The 16797-nt window shown below is 61.0% G+C and carries 18 protein-coding genes; 4 read left to right on the top strand and 14 right to left on the bottom strand.

Annotation, left to right across the window (positions count from 1 at the left end; genetic code table 11):
- Positions 1-3: 3 nt before the first annotated feature.
- The 3 genes from LPW30_RS08620 to LPW30_RS08610 all read right to left on the bottom strand — a co-directional run bounded on the left by LPW30_RS08620 (position 4) and on the right by LPW30_RS08610 (position 1456).
- Positions 4-393: a helix-turn-helix domain-containing protein gene (locus LPW30_RS08620; protein ID WP_239680621.1), complete on the bottom strand. Its 390-nt coding sequence runs from the start codon at positions 391-393 to the stop codon at positions 4-6.
- Positions 394-398: 5 nt separating this feature from the next.
- Positions 399-800: a hypothetical protein gene (locus LPW30_RS08615; protein ID WP_239680620.1), complete on the bottom strand. Its 402-nt coding sequence runs from the start codon at positions 798-800 to the stop codon at positions 399-401.
- 299 nt (positions 801-1099) lie between these two features.
- Positions 1100-1456, bottom strand: a complete 357-nt coding sequence (locus tag LPW30_RS08610; RefSeq protein WP_420797717.1) for a MarR family EPS-associated transcriptional regulator — start codon at positions 1454-1456, stop codon at positions 1100-1102.
- A 406-nt stretch (positions 1457-1862) separates the two neighbouring features.
- On the opposite strand from LPW30_RS08610, the gene LPW30_RS08605 reads away from it, so the two are divergent.
- Positions 1863-4112, top strand: a complete 2250-nt coding sequence (locus LPW30_RS08605) for a putative bifunctional diguanylate cyclase/phosphodiesterase (RefSeq protein WP_239680619.1) — start codon at positions 1863-1865, stop codon at positions 4110-4112.
- A gap of 696 nt (positions 4113-4808) precedes the next feature.
- The gene (locus tag LPW30_RS08600; protein WP_238624908.1) at positions 4809-5174 is read left to right on the top strand and encodes a putative signal transducing protein; all 366 of its coding nucleotides are present in this window, start codon (positions 4809-4811) and stop codon (positions 5172-5174) included.
- Between the two features lie 15 nt (positions 5175-5189).
- Here LPW30_RS08600 and LPW30_RS08595 read toward each other — a convergent pair whose 3' ends face one another.
- From LPW30_RS08595 to LPW30_RS08570, 6 genes are all read right to left on the bottom strand, one after another.
- Positions 5190-6734, bottom strand: coding sequence for a BCCT family transporter (locus LPW30_RS08595; RefSeq protein WP_239680618.1), 1545 nt, complete (start codon positions 6732-6734; stop codon positions 5190-5192).
- On the bottom strand, positions 6731-7156 hold the full coding sequence (locus tag LPW30_RS08590; protein WP_238624931.1) for a YbhB/YbcL family Raf kinase inhibitor-like protein: 426 nt from the start codon (positions 7154-7156) through the stop codon (positions 6731-6733). The genes LPW30_RS08595 and LPW30_RS08590 overlap by 4 nt, the downstream gene beginning before the upstream one ends.
- A 104-nt stretch (positions 7157-7260) precedes the next feature.
- Entirely contained in the window at positions 7261-7905 is a 645-nt protein-coding gene (locus tag LPW30_RS08585; RefSeq protein WP_051582605.1) for an ABC-type transport auxiliary lipoprotein family protein, read from the bottom strand.
- Positions 7902-8840: an MlaD family protein gene (locus LPW30_RS08580; RefSeq protein WP_239680617.1), complete on the bottom strand. Its 939-nt coding sequence runs from the start codon at positions 8838-8840 to the stop codon at positions 7902-7904. The genes LPW30_RS08585 and LPW30_RS08580 overlap by 4 nt, the downstream gene beginning before the upstream one ends.
- Before the next feature lie 2 nt (positions 8841-8842).
- Complete coding sequence (locus LPW30_RS08575; RefSeq protein WP_025281774.1) at positions 8843-9643, bottom strand: ABC transporter ATP-binding protein; 801 nt, start codon at positions 9641-9643, stop codon at positions 8843-8845.
- Positions 9640-10758, bottom strand: coding sequence for an ABC transporter permease (locus LPW30_RS08570; RefSeq protein ID WP_238624904.1), 1119 nt, complete (start codon positions 10756-10758; stop codon positions 9640-9642). Before LPW30_RS08570 ends, LPW30_RS08575 begins: the two co-directional genes overlap by 4 nt.
- A gap of 302 nt (positions 10759-11060) precedes the next feature.
- Here LPW30_RS08570 and pufA point away from each other — a divergent pair, with 302 nt between their 5' ends.
- The gene (pufA, locus tag LPW30_RS08565) at positions 11061-11258 is read left to right on the top strand and encodes a light-harvesting antenna LH1, alpha subunit (RefSeq protein WP_025281776.1); all 198 of its coding nucleotides are present in this window, start codon (positions 11061-11063) and stop codon (positions 11256-11258) included.
- Positions 11259-11316: 58 nt separating this feature from the next.
- Positions 11317-11454: a light-harvesting antenna LH1, beta subunit gene (gene pufB, locus LPW30_RS08560; RefSeq protein WP_025281777.1), complete on the top strand. Its 138-nt coding sequence runs from the start codon at positions 11317-11319 to the stop codon at positions 11452-11454.
- 166 nt (positions 11455-11620) lie between these two features.
- Here the strand turns inward: pufB and LPW30_RS08555 are convergent, their stop codons facing one another.
- The 5 genes from LPW30_RS08555 to LPW30_RS08535 form a co-directional block, all read right to left on the bottom strand.
- Positions 11621-13735, bottom strand: a complete 2115-nt coding sequence (locus LPW30_RS08555) for a SulP family inorganic anion transporter (protein WP_239680616.1) — start codon at positions 13733-13735, stop codon at positions 11621-11623.
- Positions 13736-13891: 156 nt separating this feature from the next.
- The gene (locus LPW30_RS08550; RefSeq protein ID WP_238624903.1) at positions 13892-14626 is read right to left on the bottom strand and encodes an LrgB family protein; all 735 of its coding nucleotides are present in this window, start codon (positions 14624-14626) and stop codon (positions 13892-13894) included.
- Positions 14619-14987 carry a CidA/LrgA family protein gene (locus LPW30_RS08545; protein WP_338018815.1) on the bottom strand — a complete coding sequence of 123 codons (369 nt, stop codon included), beginning with the start codon at positions 14985-14987 and terminating at the stop codon, positions 14619-14621. The genes LPW30_RS08550 and LPW30_RS08545 overlap by 8 nt, the downstream gene beginning before the upstream one ends.
- Positions 14984-15415: a DUF3617 domain-containing protein gene (locus LPW30_RS08540; protein WP_025281781.1), complete on the bottom strand. Its 432-nt coding sequence runs from the start codon at positions 15413-15415 to the stop codon at positions 14984-14986. Before LPW30_RS08540 ends, LPW30_RS08545 begins: the two co-directional genes overlap by 4 nt.
- A gap of 71 nt (positions 15416-15486) precedes the next feature.
- Positions 15487-16785, bottom strand: coding sequence for an ATP-grasp domain-containing protein (locus tag LPW30_RS08535; RefSeq protein WP_025281782.1), 1299 nt, complete (start codon positions 16783-16785; stop codon positions 15487-15489).
- Positions 16786-16797 lie beyond the last annotated feature (12 nt).

Genomic DNA, 16797 nt, shown 5'->3' with positions numbered 1-16797 from the left:
GCTTCAGGCTGCGGTCTTCCAGCAATCCATGGGGTGGAGCACGTTGCCGGTTTCCGTGTAGCGGATCTTGGTGTGCCCACAAGTGAATTTTTCAACGGGCCTGAATTCCCAGCCGTCCGCCTCGGCGCCATTCAGGGAGATATCAGGGCTTTTGCCCAGGGCGAAGCAGATATCCGCCAGGGTGCGCAAGGTCATGTTGCGGGATCCACTCAGGATCTGGGAGATGTAGCCTCGGGTGGTGCCCATGCGGGCTGCCAGGTCGGCCTTGTTGACTCCAGCCTCTTCCATTTCCTGCCAGAGTGCCTCGGTGACCTCGGTAATGAGGCGTTCCTGGGCTACCAGCCGGGCGTTTTCCGGGCTCTCGGTGGCCCAACGGTCCAGAAAATCGGTCATGTCTGTCACTCCTCAATCTTTCGCCAGTTCTGGATCACGCGATGCGTGTCCTTTTGAGCGAGCTTTTGTCCCTTCTTGAAGGCGAAGTGACTGATGTAAAACACCCCGCCATGGCGATTTGAGTACCATCCGTAGGCCCGGATCTTGCCCACCTTGATGGCATAGAAGTTCTTCCCATTGGGTAAGTCGCCCTCGGTATTCCAGTAATCCGGCGACCGTAGCCTGCCTGTGTTGGCCAATTGCTTGCGGCGGGCGGCAAAACCCGCAAGCCAGCGGGCGTGCTTGCCTGCCTGGATTGAGTCGAGTGCCTCCTGCAGACTCGGCGGCATCCAGGCCTCGGCACCGCTCCCCGGCGGGGGTTGTTCGCAGTAGCGAATGGTCAGCTTGGCACCTTGGTACTCTTCCATGGAGTTTACCAATAAGTAAACAAATGTCCAGGCTTGCGTGCAGGAGTCCGGTCACGCCGCTGGATGCGATCCCAGTTCACGCCCGAGCGCGTGCCCAACGCCACTCGGGTGTAAGGGGCCAGCGCATTGCCCTGCTGGCGGATGTCTCCCGTCTTCTTGAAGGTGATGCCCGACACCCCTGGGAGATGAGTGAGGATAGCGCCCACATTTGCTCCTGACTCTGTACGACGTCTGGCTGCCACGGGGCTGCTGTCGCAGCGATTCGCTGGCAAGGCCAGCTCCCACGAGGGTGAGACTTTTCAGCGCCCAGGCTTGCCTGGTTGAGCGGGTTCGCGTGGCTCGGTTTTCACATCTTCCCCCAGCTCTTTTTTCAACACCTCAATCTCCCCCTGAATCGCCGCGCATTCCTTTTGCTTGCGCGCCAGGAAGGCGCGGGTGATGTGCAGCTTTTCCTTGAGGCCCTTGGGGGTGAGCAGGTAGGCGTAGGCGCGTTTGTTCTGGCTGTTGCGGAAGTTCTCGGCCTTCACCAGGCCCTTGTCGATGAGGGCGCGCAGGCTGTAGTGGGTGGCGCCCAGGCTCACGCCCAGTGCTTGTGCCAGTTCCCGCTGGGTGAGCTGGGGGTTGTCGGCCAGCAGGCGCAGGAGCTGGAGGCGAATGGTGTCGCTGGAGTGCCTCAGGATTGGATCCTTTTGGATGCTGCCTTGCGGGGTGTTGCAGTGCTTTGGGCACGCTCCCGCCATTTCCGCACGTTTTTTTGGGTGCGAATGGGGGGCTTGGGTCCGTTCAGGGGGTGAACGGGAGTACGTTTTGGCCAGTATTAATGCGGGAGCTCGGGATGGCCAGCGGGTTTGGTTCCACTTTGGAGGTTTTTGGGAGGGGTATGACAAGCCGAAGAGGGGAAGGCCCTGGCGCAGATCAGGGGGAAAGGTGAAGTGGCTTCTTGGAGCGGATCTTTCATCATTGGGGGTGCCTCATCACCGTGATGCATGACAGTCAGGGCGTTGAGCGGTCACGGGGAAGTTGGGTTACCATCGGGAAAGGCATTTCAACCGGGCGGTCAGCATGGTCAGGAAACACCTCCACGAACAGGCTCAGGCCATTCTGCGTGACAGGGCCTGGGGGGATTTAGGCCATGAGATGGAGCGGGGTGAAATCGACCTGGATGGCCTGCTGGAGGCGCTGCACATCTACCATGCGGAGCTCGTCCTGCAAAACGAGGCCATGGATGAGCTGAATCAGCGGCTGCTTGAGGAGCAGGAGCGCTATCGAATCCTGGCGCAGTTTTCACCCGACTGGGACTACTGGATGGGTGAGGACGACCGATTCCATTATGTGTCGCCCGCCTGCGAACGGATCACCGGTTACCCCGCGCAAGCGTTTCTGGACGACCCGGATCTGTTGTCTCACCTCATCCATCCGGATGATCGGGCCGATTATCACGGGCATGTGCATGCGGGTAGGCAGGACAACCACGCGCTGCTGCATTTCCGCATCCTTACTCGCTCCGGGGAGGTCCGGTGGATCGAGCATGACTGCCGCGCCGTGAGGGATTCATCAGGCTGTTACCGGGGGCACCGCGGGACCAATCGGGACATCACCAGGCGCAAGCTTGCGGAGGAGTACGGCGAGCGACTGGCCTATGCGGTGGAGCAAAGCCCCGGTGTGGTGATGCTCACCAGCACAGACGGCGTGATCGAGTACGTGAACCAGCGTTTCTGCGACATCACCGGTTTCTCCCGGGAGGAGGTCATCGGGCAACGACCCGGCATGCTGCGTTACGGTGAAAAAAACGTCACACAGTACGAGGACCTCTGGAATACGATCCGCAACGGTGGCACCTGGGAAGGCGAGTTCAACAATCGCACCCGCGCGGGCGAGCCTTACTGGGAGCAGGCTTGGATCTCGCCTATCCGCAATACTCTGGGCGAGGTGACGCATTACATCAAGCTGGCGGAGGATATCTCCGACAAGCGCGCCCTGACCGAGCGCCTGGAGTATCTTGCCTTCCATGACCCGCTGACCGGCTTGCCCAATCGAAATCTGATGCTCGATCGGATCGGCTTGGCGGTGGCACAGGCCCGGAGGGATCAGCGTGCCGTGGCCGTGGTGTTCATCGACCTGGATGATTTCAAGGTGGTCAACGATTCGCTGGGCCATGCCCAGGGTGATCAACTGCTAATACAGGTTGCGCAGCGTCTGCGTACCCTACTTCGGGGTGGCGACACCTTGGCCCGCTTTGGCGGCGATGAGTTCATCCTGCTGCTGTCCAACCTCGCGCATGTGGAGAACGTGATCCCCGTGATCGAAAAGCTCCAGACTGCGTTGAAACAGCCCATATCGCTGTCTGCCCAACAGGTGTCCGTGACGGTGAGTATCGGTATTGCCGTGTACCCCGGCGACAGTGATCGTCCTGAGGAGCTGGTACGTTACGCCGATGCGGCCATGTATCGCGCCAAGGCCGAAGGTCGCCGTTGCTACCATTTTTACACGCCGGAAATGGACGCGGCGCTGCAGGAGCGCATGGAACTGGACCAGGCCATGCGCCAGGCACTGGAACAGAACGAATTCCAGCTGGTGTACCAACCCCGAGTGGAACTGGTCACCGGACGCACCCTCAGCCTGGAAGCCCTGGTGCGCTGGCATCATCCCCAATGGGGCATGATTTCCCCGGGGCGCTTCATTCCCCTGGCGGAGGAGACCGGCTTCATCCTCTCGCTGGGGCCAGAGGTGCTGCGACAGGCCTGCGAGCAGCTTCGCGACTGGAAGGCCCGGGGTGTGCCAACCGTGCCGATGGCGGTGAACCTGTCAGCGCGTGAGTTTCGGGAGCCCGGCGTTGTCGAACGCATCATGGGTGTGTTGGCCGATACGGGTCTGGACGCCAGTGCTCTGGAAATCGAGATTACCGAGAGTGCGGCCATGAGTTCCATCGAACAGACCATAGGCACCCTCACCGACCTCAATGCCCATGGGGTGCGCGTGTCCATTGACGACTTTGGCACCGCCTACTCTTCCTTGAACTACCTCAAGCGCCTGCCGGTGTACGCCATCAAGATTGATCGCTCCTTCGTCTCCGATATGGAGGAAGACCCTGCCCATCATCCCGAGGATGCCGCCATCATCCGGGCGATCATCGGCCTGGGCGAGACCCTGGGCATGAGGGTCATCGCCGAGGGCATCGAGAACACGGTACAGCGGGATTTCCTGCTGGATCATGGCTGCGTGAAGGGACAGGGCTATCTGTTCAGCCGTCCGTTGCCGGCCGAGGAGGTGGAGACACTGTTCTTGAACTCCCTGGATTCGGAAGATTGCTGACCTGAGTGCACCGCCCCACAGCTTCCGACTCACGCCCAAGCAGCCGCTCGGCCGCATCCAGAAATGTGCGACCGCTCATGGGCACGGCCCAGATTGTCCGAAGACCCCAGCATCCACTCCAGAAAACCCACTTCCAGCCACCCTCAAATCGCCACAAATTCACGCAAACATACGCTTTATGGCGCGCAAAAATGCGCCATCATAATCCTTTTTTGCGCAAATTTACGCAATCAGGGTGTCATTACCTGAAGGTCACTCTTTAGGGTTGTACTCATTCTATTGAGTTATTTTGGACAGAGACTTGAGCCCATGCGAGGCCCGAGCTAGTGCCACAAAAACCACATCCTGGCTGGCCTTAAATGACCACAGATGGGCTAAAGTGCTGATTTCACTGGGGAGGGATCTAGAGAGGTAGGGAAACGCAGAAATACGCGAACCATGTCAAGGTAGTGCTCTAACCAGCTGAGCTACGCGCCTGTCGTGTTCGAATGGCGCATTATACAGGCTGCCTTCGGGCTGTCAAACGCTATCTGCCTCATCCGAAATAGCTGAACTCATTCCCCGGCAAGGGCGGCAAATCAATGCCAAAGACCCACCTGATCCAGCCCCGCTCACGCGTTACAATCCTGCCATGACAGGTCATCCCATACAGGCACTCACCGACCCTGTGACTCCCGCAATGCCCGGAGTCACGCCATGAAGCGCGTGTACAGCGCATCGGATGTGGCCGCCGCCGGCTTCATTCAGGGAGTGTTGGAGAGTGAGGGGATTCGCGCCTACGTCAAGCATGCGCTGCTCTGCGGTGCTGCCGGGGAACTGCCCCCCACGGAATGCTGGCCGGAAATATGGGTCATGGAGGATGACGATGAGGCCCGCGCCCTGGAGATCATTGATGCGGTCACCATGACCGTGACCGACAGCGAAAACTGGACCTGCCAACGCTGCAGCGAGCCCATGGAAGCACAGTTCACCCAGTGCTGGAACTGTGGCGCACAACGGCCTGACAGGGAATGGCCCTCGTCACCGCCGCCCGGGAAGGATCCTGGCAGCCTGAAGGGTTGAAGCCGCCCTGCCCCATCACCCCCAGGGGGGATTCACTCCCTCCACCCGGTATTCCCGGCGCAACGCGCGCGTCAGGCTGAAGCAGCAGAACCCCAGGATGATCGCCACCGGCAGGCCGGCCGTCAGCGAGCCGGTTTGCAGGCTGTCCAGAGCCCGTTCGCCACCCACGATCAGCAGCGTGGCGGCCACCGCCCCCTCGGTAATCCCCCAGATCACCCGCTGGCGCTTTGGCGAGTGTTTCGAGCCGCGCGAGATCAGTGCATCGATCACGTAAGTGCCCGAGGCCGATGAGGTGATGAAGTACGTTGCGATCAGCAACGTGGCCACTCCCGAGGCCAGAGTGGTCCAGGGCAGTTGGGCCAGCATCGCGTACAGCGCGACTGTTGTGTCCTCGGCCACTGCTGCCGCAATACCGGCGTTCTCGTCGAACAATTCCATATGCAGCGCGCTGCCGCCGAAGATGGCCATCCACGCGAACACGAACAACGAGGGCAGCGCCAGCACCCCGAAAATGAACTCGCGGATGGTGCGTCCGCGAGAGATGCGGGCGATGAAGATGCCCACAAAGGGCGACCAGGCGATCCACCATGCCCAGTAGAACATGGTCCAGTCCTTCTGCCACTGGGAGCCGCCGATGGCGTCGGCATACAGGGACATTTCAACCAATTGCTGCAGATAGGCACCGGTGGAGTCCAGAAGGAAACGCAGGATGAACAGGGTGGGACCAGCAAACAGCACGAACAACATGAAGACGACTGCCAACCCCAGGTTGAACACGCTAACCCACTTGAGACCCCGATCCAGCCCTGACAACACCGAGAATACGGCCACCAGGGTGATGGCGGCAATGATGCCCACCTGATACCAGTGGGATACCGGCATGTCGAAAAGCACATTGAGCCCGGTATTGAGCTGCATGGCACCGAAACCCAGCGATGTGGCCAGACCAAACAGGGTGCCGAATACCGCCAGAATATCGATCACATGACCGATCGGCCCATAGATACGGTCGCCCAGCAGCGGGTAGAAGATCGAACGAATCGTCAGTGGCAGACGGTGGCGGAAGCTGAAGTACGCCACCGACAGCCCCAGCACCACATACACAGCCCAGGCGTGAAGCCCCCAGTGGAAGAAGGTGTAGACCATGGCCTGGCGCGCGGCCTCCATGGTTTCGCCCTCCCCCGTGGGCGGGTGCTGATAGTGCAGGATGGGTTCGGCAACACTCCAGAAGACCAGCCCGATGCCCATGCCGGCCGAGAAAAGCATGGCGAACCAGGCCCCGTAGCCGAACTCCGGACGATCATCCGGCTGACCCAGGCGGATGGACCCGTAGCGGCTGAAACCAAGCCAGATCAGGAACACCAGAAACACGGTCACCGCCAGCAGATAACCCCAGCCCAGATACTCGGTGATGAAGCCCTGGATCCCCTCGAACACCTGGCTGGCGGTGGCGGGAAAACTCACTCCGAAGCCGACGAACGCCAGCACCATGATCGCCGAGGCGATGAAAACCGTGGGATTGACAGTGGCGAAGAATGCTCCTGGGCGATACGGTCTCATGATCCGTGATCCGGCTCCGGCGTTGGCATGCACAGCGCGCCCGTAAGACGGGCTTCGGCCAGCACGTGCCCCGATGCGGCGTGTTCGAATTGCGAACGGGTGGCACCTGCCTGCAGGTCAAGCTCGGCGTCCAGCGCCAGCAGGCGGAAACGATAATGATGACAACCCTCCGGCGGTACCGGCCCCAGATAGCCGACCTTGCCGAACGCATCCATGCCGGTCCTTGCCTGGCTGGGCAGATTCAGCGAGTCCACGCGTTGGGTGGTCGGGGGTAAATTCCACACCAGCCAGTGGGTCACCTCCCCCAGCGGCGAATCCAGGTCCTCCAGGAGCAGCGCCAGACTGTGGGCATCTCCCGGCACATCATGGATTTCCAGCGGAGGGAGTTCGTTGGCGTGGCGGGCCGAGACATCCACGGGCATGGCACCACCATCCGGGAACGAAGGACTTGTCAGCTTCATGACGGTTCCGCTCAAGCTGCCCTCTCAGCCTCGCATCCTCCCCATTCGAGGCTGCCGGGTCAACTTCAAGAGCCTTTTTCCAGACGATGGCCGGGCGCCAATTGCTCCACCACCCAATCCACCACCTCACGACTCAAGACCTCCATGGCCTGGTTCATCGCCTCCACCACCGCCTCGATCTCCTCACCCTCGCTGGGCTGGCGGACCTGAAAACGTCGGCTGGCAATGATATTGCGGCTGGCATCCTCCATCAGCTGTACATCCAGTCGAACAAAGGCTTCGGGGGGGCCATCAGCGCCTTGAGACGGGTATTCACTACGCAGGGCACCGAGCTGACTCACCAGAGAGACCTGGCTGCGTGCAGAGCTGGAATCGCTGATCACCGAGGCCACTCGGCCATCCTGGCGCAGTGCCTCCACCATGTAGGCTGCCACCAGCGGGGGCGTGCGATCCGCCCAACGAGCCCCCCCATAGAAGCTGATTTCCTTGCCGCTGGGCGCCACCAGGATGCGGGACGTGGTCAACGGGAAGGGGGCCTCGGGTTTCTCCACCCTGAGCACCTTGTCGTGCAGGACTTCGTAAGCCGTCTCCTGCTCGGGTGGCGACAGCAGAAACACCCGTTGCGGTGTCTGTTCGGGCAGCAGGGTGCAGCCCGCCAACCCCAAAAGCCAAAGGGCCGGCACGAGCACGATGAATAGACGGGATATCACGGGTTGAACTCCTGAATGCCATCCTGACCGAGCAGGAAGCGCGCCGGGTTATCTTCCAGTCGACGGATCACGCGGTTAAGGTTGCGCAGGCTGCTCCTGAGATCACGCATGGCCGGGTCCAGTTCACCAAATGACTGTAGCCCCTGGTCCAGCGAACCCTCATGGGTGGCCAGCAGTTTATCCATGCGCGCCGCCGTGGCCTCCACCGAGGCCATGGTCTGGCGAGCATGCTCGAGGATGGCCCTGCCCTCCCCGGCCACCAGGGTGTGCGACTCATCACCCAATCGTTGCAAGGACACCAAGGTCTTTTCCGCCTGCAGGCTGGCCTCTGTGATCGCCCCCATGGCGCTGGCCAGATCGCCACTTTGACCCGCGAGGGCAGAGGTGACCTGCTCCACATCATCCAGGATACGGGTCACCCTATCGGCATTATCGGTGGAAACCAGCCGATTGGCGTTGTGCAGGAGTTGCCCCACCGCCTCGATGAGGCTCTCACTCTCGTCCAGCAAGGTATTGAGCGGAGAGGGGTCCCCCTGGATCCGCGGTGGACTGGAGCGACTGCCCTCCAGCTGCGGGGTATCCGGTGTGCCACCGTATAACTGCACACTCATGGCGCCGGTGATGTTCACCAGTTTGAGGGTGGCACGGGTATCGGCATGCACCGGGATCTCGCTGTCCACACGAACCAGTACCCGAACCTCGTTGGGATCATCGGGATTCAGGCGCAGATCCATCACGTCACCGACGCGAATGCCACTGAACTGCACCATGTTGCCTTCGGCCAGGCCGCTCACTGCCCGCGTAAAGACAATTTCGTAGTAATCATATTCCCGGTCCGAGGCAGCCTTGTGCAACCACAGCCCGAACACCAGCCCCCCCAGAAAGGTGAGCAGGGTGAATAATCCGATCACTACATGATGGGCTCGAGGTTCCATGATCAGCGATTCTCCAGAACATCCGCCGCTTCACGGGCGGCGCGGCCACGGGGGCCATGGAAATAGTCACGAATCCATTCATCAGCGGTGTTCTCCACCACCTCCAGGCGGTCCGCTACCAAAACCCGGCGCTGCGACAGCACGGCCACCCGGTCGCAACTGGTATACAGCGTATCCAGATCGTGGGTCACCAGGAATACGCTCAGTCCCAGCGCGTCGCGCAGGGTCATGATGAGCCGGTCAAAGCCCGCGGCGCCGATGGGATCGAGTCCGGCGGTGGGTTCGTCCAGAAACAACACTTCCGGATCCAGCGCCAGGGCCCGGGCCAGTGCCGCCCGCTTCACCATGCCGCCGGAGAGTTCAGCCGGGTATTTGAGCGCGGCCTCCCCTGGCAATCCCGCCAGGGCCAGCTTGATGCGTGCCAGATACTCGGCATCCCGCCGCGACAGGCCCGCGTGTTCCATCAGCGGCAGGGCAATATTCTCCTGCAGGTTCAGGGAAGTGAACAATGCCCCACCCTGAAACAGCACGCCAAAGCGCCTCTCCACCCGGGATCGCTCTCGATCCGGCAGGCTCTGCAGTTCCTTGCCAAACACCTCGATGCGCCCCGCCGAGGGCCGCATGAGGCCGACGATGCTGCGCAGGAGCACTGACTTGCCTGTGCCCGACCCACCCACCACGCCGAGGATTTCGCCGTGGCGGATATCCAGATCCAGCCCATCGTGCACTACCAGGCTTCCGAATCGGTTCTGGAGCCCCCGCACGCGGATTAGCGGCGGCTGTGTACCCTGATCGTCCGTCACCAGCCCATCTCCATGAAGAACAGTGCTGCCAAGGCATTCATGAGAATGACGATGAAAATGGCCTGCACCACGCTGGAGGTGGTGTGTTCCCCCACCGATTGAGCGCTGCCGCTCACCTTGAACCCTTCCAGGCAGCCCACCACGGCAATCAAAAAGGCAAACACCGGCGCCTTGACCATGCCCACCAGGAAATGCTGGAGAGGGATGTCACGTTCGAGAATGATGAAAAACTGGCTGAAGGGGATATCCAGTGACACGGCACACACCACTGCGCCGCCCATGATGCCACTCATCATGCCGATGAAGGTCAGCAGCGGCAGGCTGATCATCAACGCCATCACCCTGGGCACCACCAGCAGTTCCATGGGGCTCAACCCCTGGGTGCGAATGGCGTCGATCTCCTCGTTGGCCTTCATGGAGCCGATCTGGGCGGTGAAGGCGCTGGCCGTGCGCCCCGCCAGGAGGATGGCCGCCAGCAAGACGCCAAACTCCCGCAGGAAGGAATAAGCCACCAGGTCCACGGTGTAAATGGTGGCCCCGAACTCTTCCAGCACCGTGGCCCCCAGAAAGGCCACCACGGCACCCACCAGGAAGGTCAGCAAGGCCACAATGGGCACCGCATTCAGCCCTGTTTGATGAAGATGGACCACCAGGGCGGTGAAGCGCCAGCGATGCGGGCGCGGCAGCAAACGCAGGATGGTCACCAGCGTCATGCCGATAAAGCCCATGAGCAGCCGTTGCTGATGCCACAGGGCTTCCACCACCTGGCCGGTTCCGGCCAGAAAGTCGCGGATCGGTCGCGACGGGGGTGGCTCGGGCGACCGGGTTGACCCCATGGCGCGGGCCACTGTCTCCAGCAGAGCCCGACGCTCCTCGGGCAGATAAGCCGCCTCGGAGGCCAGAGCCTCCAGGCGCGCCGCCCCCAGTAACTCCACCAGCAAGGCGGCACCGGCGGTATCCAGTTCCCCCAGGTCCTCAAGACTGACCGCGCCACCGAACTCGGCAGCGGCTGATCGCTCCACCTGGCCGCGCAGGTGACGGTAATGAGCCAGCACCCAGTCGCCGGCGATGCTCAGGCGATCTTCTTGCTGGTCAATGCGGCCGGGCGTGGACATCGGGCACATCATTCCTTTGCGTAAAGGTGGGGAATCTGGGATGTTACATTACCGACACCAATGTATGTAACCCGCACTCGCAAGCCCTTCCGGGGGCTAAACCTGATCTTGCTCAACTTTCTCATCCATTCACGAAAGTGGAGTGTTACGCTTGCTTGACATCCAACCCTGTCAACGTAGACTCACACCCATCGCGACAGGCAAGCCGTTGGAACCAAGGTCACCCCGTCGCAGAGCTTTGAGGTTTTCCATGCTCCGGGTCTTGGCGAGAGGCCCGGTTACAAACCAAGAGGGTGTTATCAATGAGCGAATACAGAGCAAGCAAGCCGAGCAACCCCAAGGACGACTGGAAGCTGTGGTTGGTCGTGAATCCTGGCACCTGGCTGATGCCCATCCTGATGGCCGTGCTGGTTGTCGCCCTGGTTGTGCACGCCTTCGTGTACTCCAACGACAACTACAACCCGCTGACCTATGATGCGTCTGCGGAAGTCTCCGAGTAATCTCGAGCTCCAACCGAGCTTCAGACTGACTTTTGTCCTAACTTAGAGGGTATCTACCATGAATGACAGCATTTCCGGTCTGACCGAAGAACAGGCCAAGGAATTCCACGAGCAGTTCAAGACCACGTTCACCGTGTTCATGGTGCTGGCTGCCGCCGCCCACTTCCTGGTGTACCTGTGGAGACCCTTCTACTAAGAAGGCGTTTTCCGCTGCATCACTGAAGTAGCGGTATCAAGCAGAGGAGGGGTTGGCACTGCCACCCCTCCTCTGTTTTTTTGTGCCCGTGCTTTTTTGTGCCCGTCCATCCTGACCACGCCCGTTCCAGCGGCCCCCACCTGGGGCATCGACCTCGTGCCGAATCTCAGGCGCGCTCGTTTTCGCCCTCTTCCTGGTCTGCCTGACCCTCCTCGGCTTTTTGCTTGGCAAGACGATCCCGAATGGTGGCAATCGCCCCTTCGGTGGAATGGAACACGTTGTCTTCGCCCATGAAATCCACCAGGTGGGTGCGCTTCATCACCATCAACACCTGTGGCTTGATGCCGGCAAACACCAGCGTGGTACCCCGCGCCCGTAGTCGCTGCACCAGTGAACGGATCACCTCCTCGCCGGAGGCGTCGATCTCGTTCACGCCCTGGGTGACCACAATCATGTAACGGGCGTGGGGATAGCGGGCGGCCTGCTCCAGCACCGCGTCTTCAAAGTATCCGGCATTGGCGAAATACAGTGAGCGGTCGAACCGCAGCAGGCCGATCTCCTCGTCGGCCCTGAGGCCGTAGCGACGCGCCTCGCGCAGCGTGCCATCCTCGTAGCGTGTCAACTCGGATACGCGCGGCCGCATGGTGCGGTACAGGAACAGACCTACCGCCAGGGCCACACCAATGAGGATGCCCACATCCAGATTCGGTGCCACTGCCAGAGTGGCCACGAAGGTCACAATGGCGGCGATGCCATCATGCCGGCTGGCCAACCAGGCATGCTGAATGGCCTTGAAATTGATCAACCCCACCACTGCCATGACAATGATCGCGGCCAGGACCGCCTCAGGCAGGTGGTAAAACAAAGGCGTGAAGAACAGGAGCACCAGCAGGATGAATACCGCGGTGAACACGGAAGACAGACCGGTTCGAGCTCCGGCATTGAGGTTCACGGCCGAACGGGAGAAGGATCCGCTCACCGGGTAGCCCTGGCTCACGCTGGCCGAGAGGTTGCCCAGCCCCTGGCCAATCAACTCCTGGTTGGGATTGAGCCGCTGGCCGGTTCGTGCCGCCAGGGCACGGGAAATGGCGATGGCCTCAGTGAATCCCACCAGCGCAATGACAAAGGCCGCGGTAAAAAGCGCCGTCAATGTAGCAGGCGTGAGATCCGGCATGGAGATGGACGGCAGACCCGCCGGGATACTGCCGATCACCCGCCCCCCCGCATCCATGCGGATCTGTACCCCATCGACCTGAGTCACTCGCCATTTAGGGTGGACCTCCTCCCCCCTCTCATCCAGGGCTTGAGCTACCACAAAGGCATCCGGCTGCCCTTCTTCTCCGGGAAGGCGAGCAAAACGCACATCCCGCATTTCTTCCCGGTACAACTTGAGCACCCGCGACACGTGCTCCTGACGCAAGGAGAGCAGTTCGATCTTATATCTCAGCGCTGCCGCCTCGGTGGAGTCGGCCGCTTCCAGAAGCGCCTGCTGTTCGCGGATCTGCAGCTCCAGATCGGCTTTCTCTTCCTTGAAGTCGCCCCATTTGAGCAGTTGTTCCGCCACTGCTGGAGGCGACACCTGATCCAGGTGGACATCCGCCTTGCGCTCAAAGCCCATCAGCCAGCTAATGGCAGTGGCCAGTATCACGGCGGCCAGCACACCAGGTACCCGGGGGATGAACCGTTTGAGCCCCACCATGATGAGGATGGCGCCCACGCCGAAGGCCAGGGTGGGCCAATGCAGATAGGCTACATCGCCGAGCATGTCCCACAGGCCCATGAGGAAATGCCCTCCGGTGTCCACCGGAATGCCCAATAGCTTGTTGAGTTGCGAAAGGCCGATGACCAGCGCTGCTGCATTGGTGAAGCCCACGATCACCGGATGAGAGATGAAACTCACCAGTGCCCCCATGCGCAGCACACCCATGGATAACTGCACCACCCCCACCAAAAAGGCCAGCGCCACCGCCAGGGCCACGTATTCGCCGGAACCCGGCGCGGCCAGCGGAATCAATGCCGTTGCCGTGAGCAGCGAGACCACCGCTACGGGCCCCGTGGCCAGCTGATTGGAAGAGCCCCATAGGGCCGCCACGATCACGGGCAGGAGGGAGGCATACAGGCCATAGACCGGCGGCATGCCCGCCAACTGGGCATAGGCCATGGACTGCGGCACCAACACCAGGGCCACGGCAGTGCCCGCCGCCAGATCGCTCTTGAGAATCTCGCGGCTGGGCTTTTGCCAGCGCAGGAAGGGGAACAGTTGGTAGTGGATGGAATTCATTGAACAAGCATATCAATATTCGCTTATGACATATAGATCCTTGTCATGATTCATGCAGTGGGCCGCCCCTCCCTGATCCCATAGCCATGCGAGCGGCCAGCGGAACCTGAGTCAAGAAAGGTTGAAACTCGCCGAGGCGAAGGGTGATTGAGGCAGTCAACCGCCCACCAGGATCGGTAGCCAGTTGAACGAGGCGGGTAGCAGGAAGGCTGTGATGATGCCGGCCAGGGCGAGGCCGAGGCCGGCGAACGCCCCGGCTGTGGCACTGATGCCGAAGGCCTGGGCAGTACCGAACCCGTGGGCTGACAACCCCATGGCGAATCCCTTCACCCGATCATCGCGGATACGCAGCAGCCGGATCAGGCCGGGCGCCAGGATGCAACCAATGGCCCCGGTCAGCAGCACCAGGGCGGCAGTCAGCGAAGGCAGGCCTCCCAGTTTCTCGGACACCCCCATGGCAATGGGTGATGTCACTGACTTGGGCGCCAATGACATCAGCGTGACCCATTCCGCGCCCATCAGATAAGCGATCGCCACCGCACTCAGGGCGGCCGTCGCCGCGCCCGCCAACCCCGATACCAGCAGAGGCAGCAGCAGTGCCCGGATCTGCTGGCGATTCTCGTAAAGGGGGATGGCCAGGGCTACCGTGGCCGGGCCAAGCAGGAAATGGATGAACTGGGCACCGTCGAAATAGGTGTCGTAATCAGTGCCGGTGAGCAACAGGATGCCAATGAGAATGGCCATGGATATCAGCACCGGGTGCAGCACGGGGCTGCCTCCCAGTCGCTTGTTGATCCAGAGGCTGCCCTGGAACACCACCAGGGTCATGGTGAGCCAGAGCAATGGGCTGGCGGCCAGGAAGGCCCAGATGTCCGTGATCTCTTCAGCCATCTTCGGCGCGCCGACTCCGCAGCCGGATCAACCGGCTCAGTATCAGCATGGTCACCCCCAGTGCAAGGGCCGTGCTCACCACCAGCCCCAGCAGGATCGGCGCCCAGTCCCGGGCCACCAGGCCGAAATGGACCATCAGGCCCACGCCTGCCGGAACGAACAACAGGGCCAGGTGACGCAGCAGGGTGTCAGTGGTCTGCTTGAGATACTCGGGCACGCCACCACGAATCAACAGTGCCCCGAACAGGATGAGCATGCCCAGCACCGGCCCCGGAAAGGGCAAATCCAGCCAGAGCACAATCACCTCACCCGCCAGTTGGCAGGTGAGCAGGATGATGATGGCGGTAATCAGTGAGCTCACTCACATTCGCCGATGCGCTCCCCCGTGATGTCCGTGCGCATCACCAGCGGACCCATGGGGCTCTCCAGGTTGGCCGTCATGTGACCTTCAATGCGATCACCCATGAACTGCAGCTCGGCACGCATATCCACTTCCATGCCGTCTTCCACACAGACCATGTCGTAGGTCATGGTGGATGAGGTCATGTCCATATTGGACACCTCGCAGTTTTCCTCCACCTGCAGGAAGTCCGGCCCCCTGGCCACGTCTTCGGCAGTGATGCACTCCGAACTGGTGTGGGTCTGCTCCGGGAACGGGGTATCACCCTCCACGCTGGTCACGTTGGTGAATTCCCATTGCCCGGGCTGGATATCCAGTTCATCGGCCTGAACGCCCAACGGCAACAGCAAGGCGACGGCGGCGGTCAGGATCAGTGGACGGACGCGCATGAGCTCTCTCCGATACATGAATGTCGCGCCATGGTAGCAGTGGGGCCAGATACTGGCCACCGAAGCCCCCATCAGGTAATGACCGGATCCGGGTCCTTCTCGATATCAAACTGCAGCACCGCCAGTGCCTCGTCGTACTTGTCCAGCATGTCTGTCTGATCGCGCCCGCCGATAAAGACATTGGCGATCTCGAAGCTGTACATATCCTGCCCCTGCAGGTCCTTGAGGTGCTGACCCGGCTTGACCGGGATCTTCACATGGGTGCCGGGTTGGCGCTGCCGCAGCTTGTCGATGGCCTTGGTGCTGGGAACCCGCACCACCTTGCCGCTCTCCACGGTACGGAACATGAAGTGGCCGGCCACATTGAACTGACCCTTGCGCTCCATGGGCTTGGGCTTGCGGCCCAGGGCCAGATCCACCATCACCGACAGATGCGATACACCATGCACCTTCTCGAAGATATCCGTATGGGCCTGGGATACCCGGGGGTTGATCTCCAGGAACCACACCTGATCGGATGTCTGATCGTAGAAGAACTCGGCATTGAAAGCGGAATTATCCAGCCCGAACTGCTGCACCACCATGCGTGCCACGTCCATCATGCGATGCTGGATCTCCAGCGGCAGTGAGGAGGGGTATTCATAGCGGGCAAAGGATGAGCTGTCCTGCTCGTGAACCGAGTCCACCACCCCGTAGATGTGTACCCGCCCGTTGTAGCTATAGCCCTCCAGGGTGCACTGCCAACCGCCGATGGGGCTTTCGGCCACGAAGCTCTCGGGCATCTCGGCGATTTCCGGCGGGGCGCCGAAATGACGCATCAGGTAGAGGAAGGGTTCGCCCATGAAACCCACCTTTTCCCGGCACAGGGGCATCACCGCCCTGAACTGACGCTCATCGTTGATCTGGAAGGCCAGGTAGGAGCGGAAGGACTTGATGGGCTTGATCCAGAACGGCGGCAACAGACCCAGGCCACCATAGGCCTCTTCATCAAAAGGATCGAAGGCCCGGAACTGGGGAATATGTTCCGGGATCACCTTGCGCTGCTCCAGGCGACTCCAGTACTTGTTCTCGCACTTGAGCACCGACTCCAGGGTGGGCCCGGGCAATCCAAAGCGCTCGGCCAGGATGGGCGTCATCACCGTGCCGGGGAAGTCGTAGTAGCTGGTGATCGCATCCACCGTACCGTCAAAGGCTTCCATGGTGCGTGTGGCCTTGTCGATCAGGTGCTTGATGTCGTACTGATCCACGTTACGGATGTCACTGATATCCAGTGCCGCGTGGAATTCACATTCCTCAGCCTGGGGCAAGCGTTCGAGCTTGTCCCGGTTGAAGTCGTCCAGACCAATGATGAAGACGTTTTTCTTGGGCACTTGGCTTGTCTC

Origin of the sequence: Ectothiorhodospira variabilis, from assembly GCF_022227625.1 — a bacterium.
Lineage (GTDB): Bacteria > Pseudomonadota > Gammaproteobacteria > Ectothiorhodospirales > Ectothiorhodospiraceae > Ectothiorhodospira > Ectothiorhodospira haloalkaliphila.
This window is presented reverse-complemented; position numbering and strand designations above follow the sequence as displayed.

What these genes read in the sequence shown, in the direction of transcription:
- LPW30_RS08570 (WP_238624904.1), bottom strand. Translation starts at nt 10,758, where the DNA reads ATGTCCACGCCCGGCCGCATTGACCAGCAAGAAGATCGCCTGAGCATC.
- LPW30_RS08600 (WP_238624908.1), top strand. Translation starts at nt 4,809, where the DNA reads ATGAAGCGCGTGTACAGCGCATCGGATGTGGCCGCCGCCGGCTTCATT.
- LPW30_RS08595 (WP_239680618.1), bottom strand. Translation starts at nt 6,734, where the DNA reads ATGAGACCGTATCGCCCAGGAGCATTCTTCGCCACTGTCAATCCCACG.
- LPW30_RS08550 (WP_238624903.1), bottom strand. Translation starts at nt 14,626, where the DNA reads ATGGCTGAAGAGATCACGGACATCTGGGCCTTCCTGGCCGCCAGCCCA.
- pufB (WP_025281777.1), top strand. Translation starts at nt 11,317, where the DNA reads ATGAATGACAGCATTTCCGGTCTGACCGAAGAACAGGCCAAGGAATTC.
- LPW30_RS08620 (WP_239680621.1), bottom strand. Translation starts at nt 393, where the DNA reads ATGACCGATTTTCTGGACCGTTGGGCCACCGAGAGCCCGGAAAACGCC.
- LPW30_RS08590 (WP_238624931.1), bottom strand. Translation starts at nt 7,156, where the DNA reads ATGCCCGTGGATGTCTCGGCCCGCCACGCCAACGAACTCCCTCCGCTG.
- LPW30_RS08555 (WP_239680616.1), bottom strand. Translation starts at nt 13,735, where the DNA reads ATGAATTCCATCCACTACCAACTGTTCCCCTTCCTGCGCTGGCAAAAG.
- LPW30_RS08580 (WP_239680617.1), bottom strand. Translation starts at nt 8,840, where the DNA reads ATGGAACCTCGAGCCCATCATGTAGTGATCGGATTATTCACCCTGCTC.
- pufA (WP_025281776.1), top strand. Translation starts at nt 11,061, where the DNA reads ATGAGCGAATACAGAGCAAGCAAGCCGAGCAACCCCAAGGACGACTGG.
- LPW30_RS08615 (WP_239680620.1), bottom strand. Translation starts at nt 800, where the DNA reads ATGGAAGAGTACCAAGGTGCCAAGCTGACCATTCGCTACTGCGAACAA.
- LPW30_RS08605 (WP_239680619.1), top strand. Translation starts at nt 1,863, where the DNA reads ATGGTCAGGAAACACCTCCACGAACAGGCTCAGGCCATTCTGCGTGAC.
- LPW30_RS08540 (WP_025281781.1), bottom strand. Translation starts at nt 15,415, where the DNA reads ATGCGCGTCCGTCCACTGATCCTGACCGCCGCCGTCGCCTTGCTGTTG.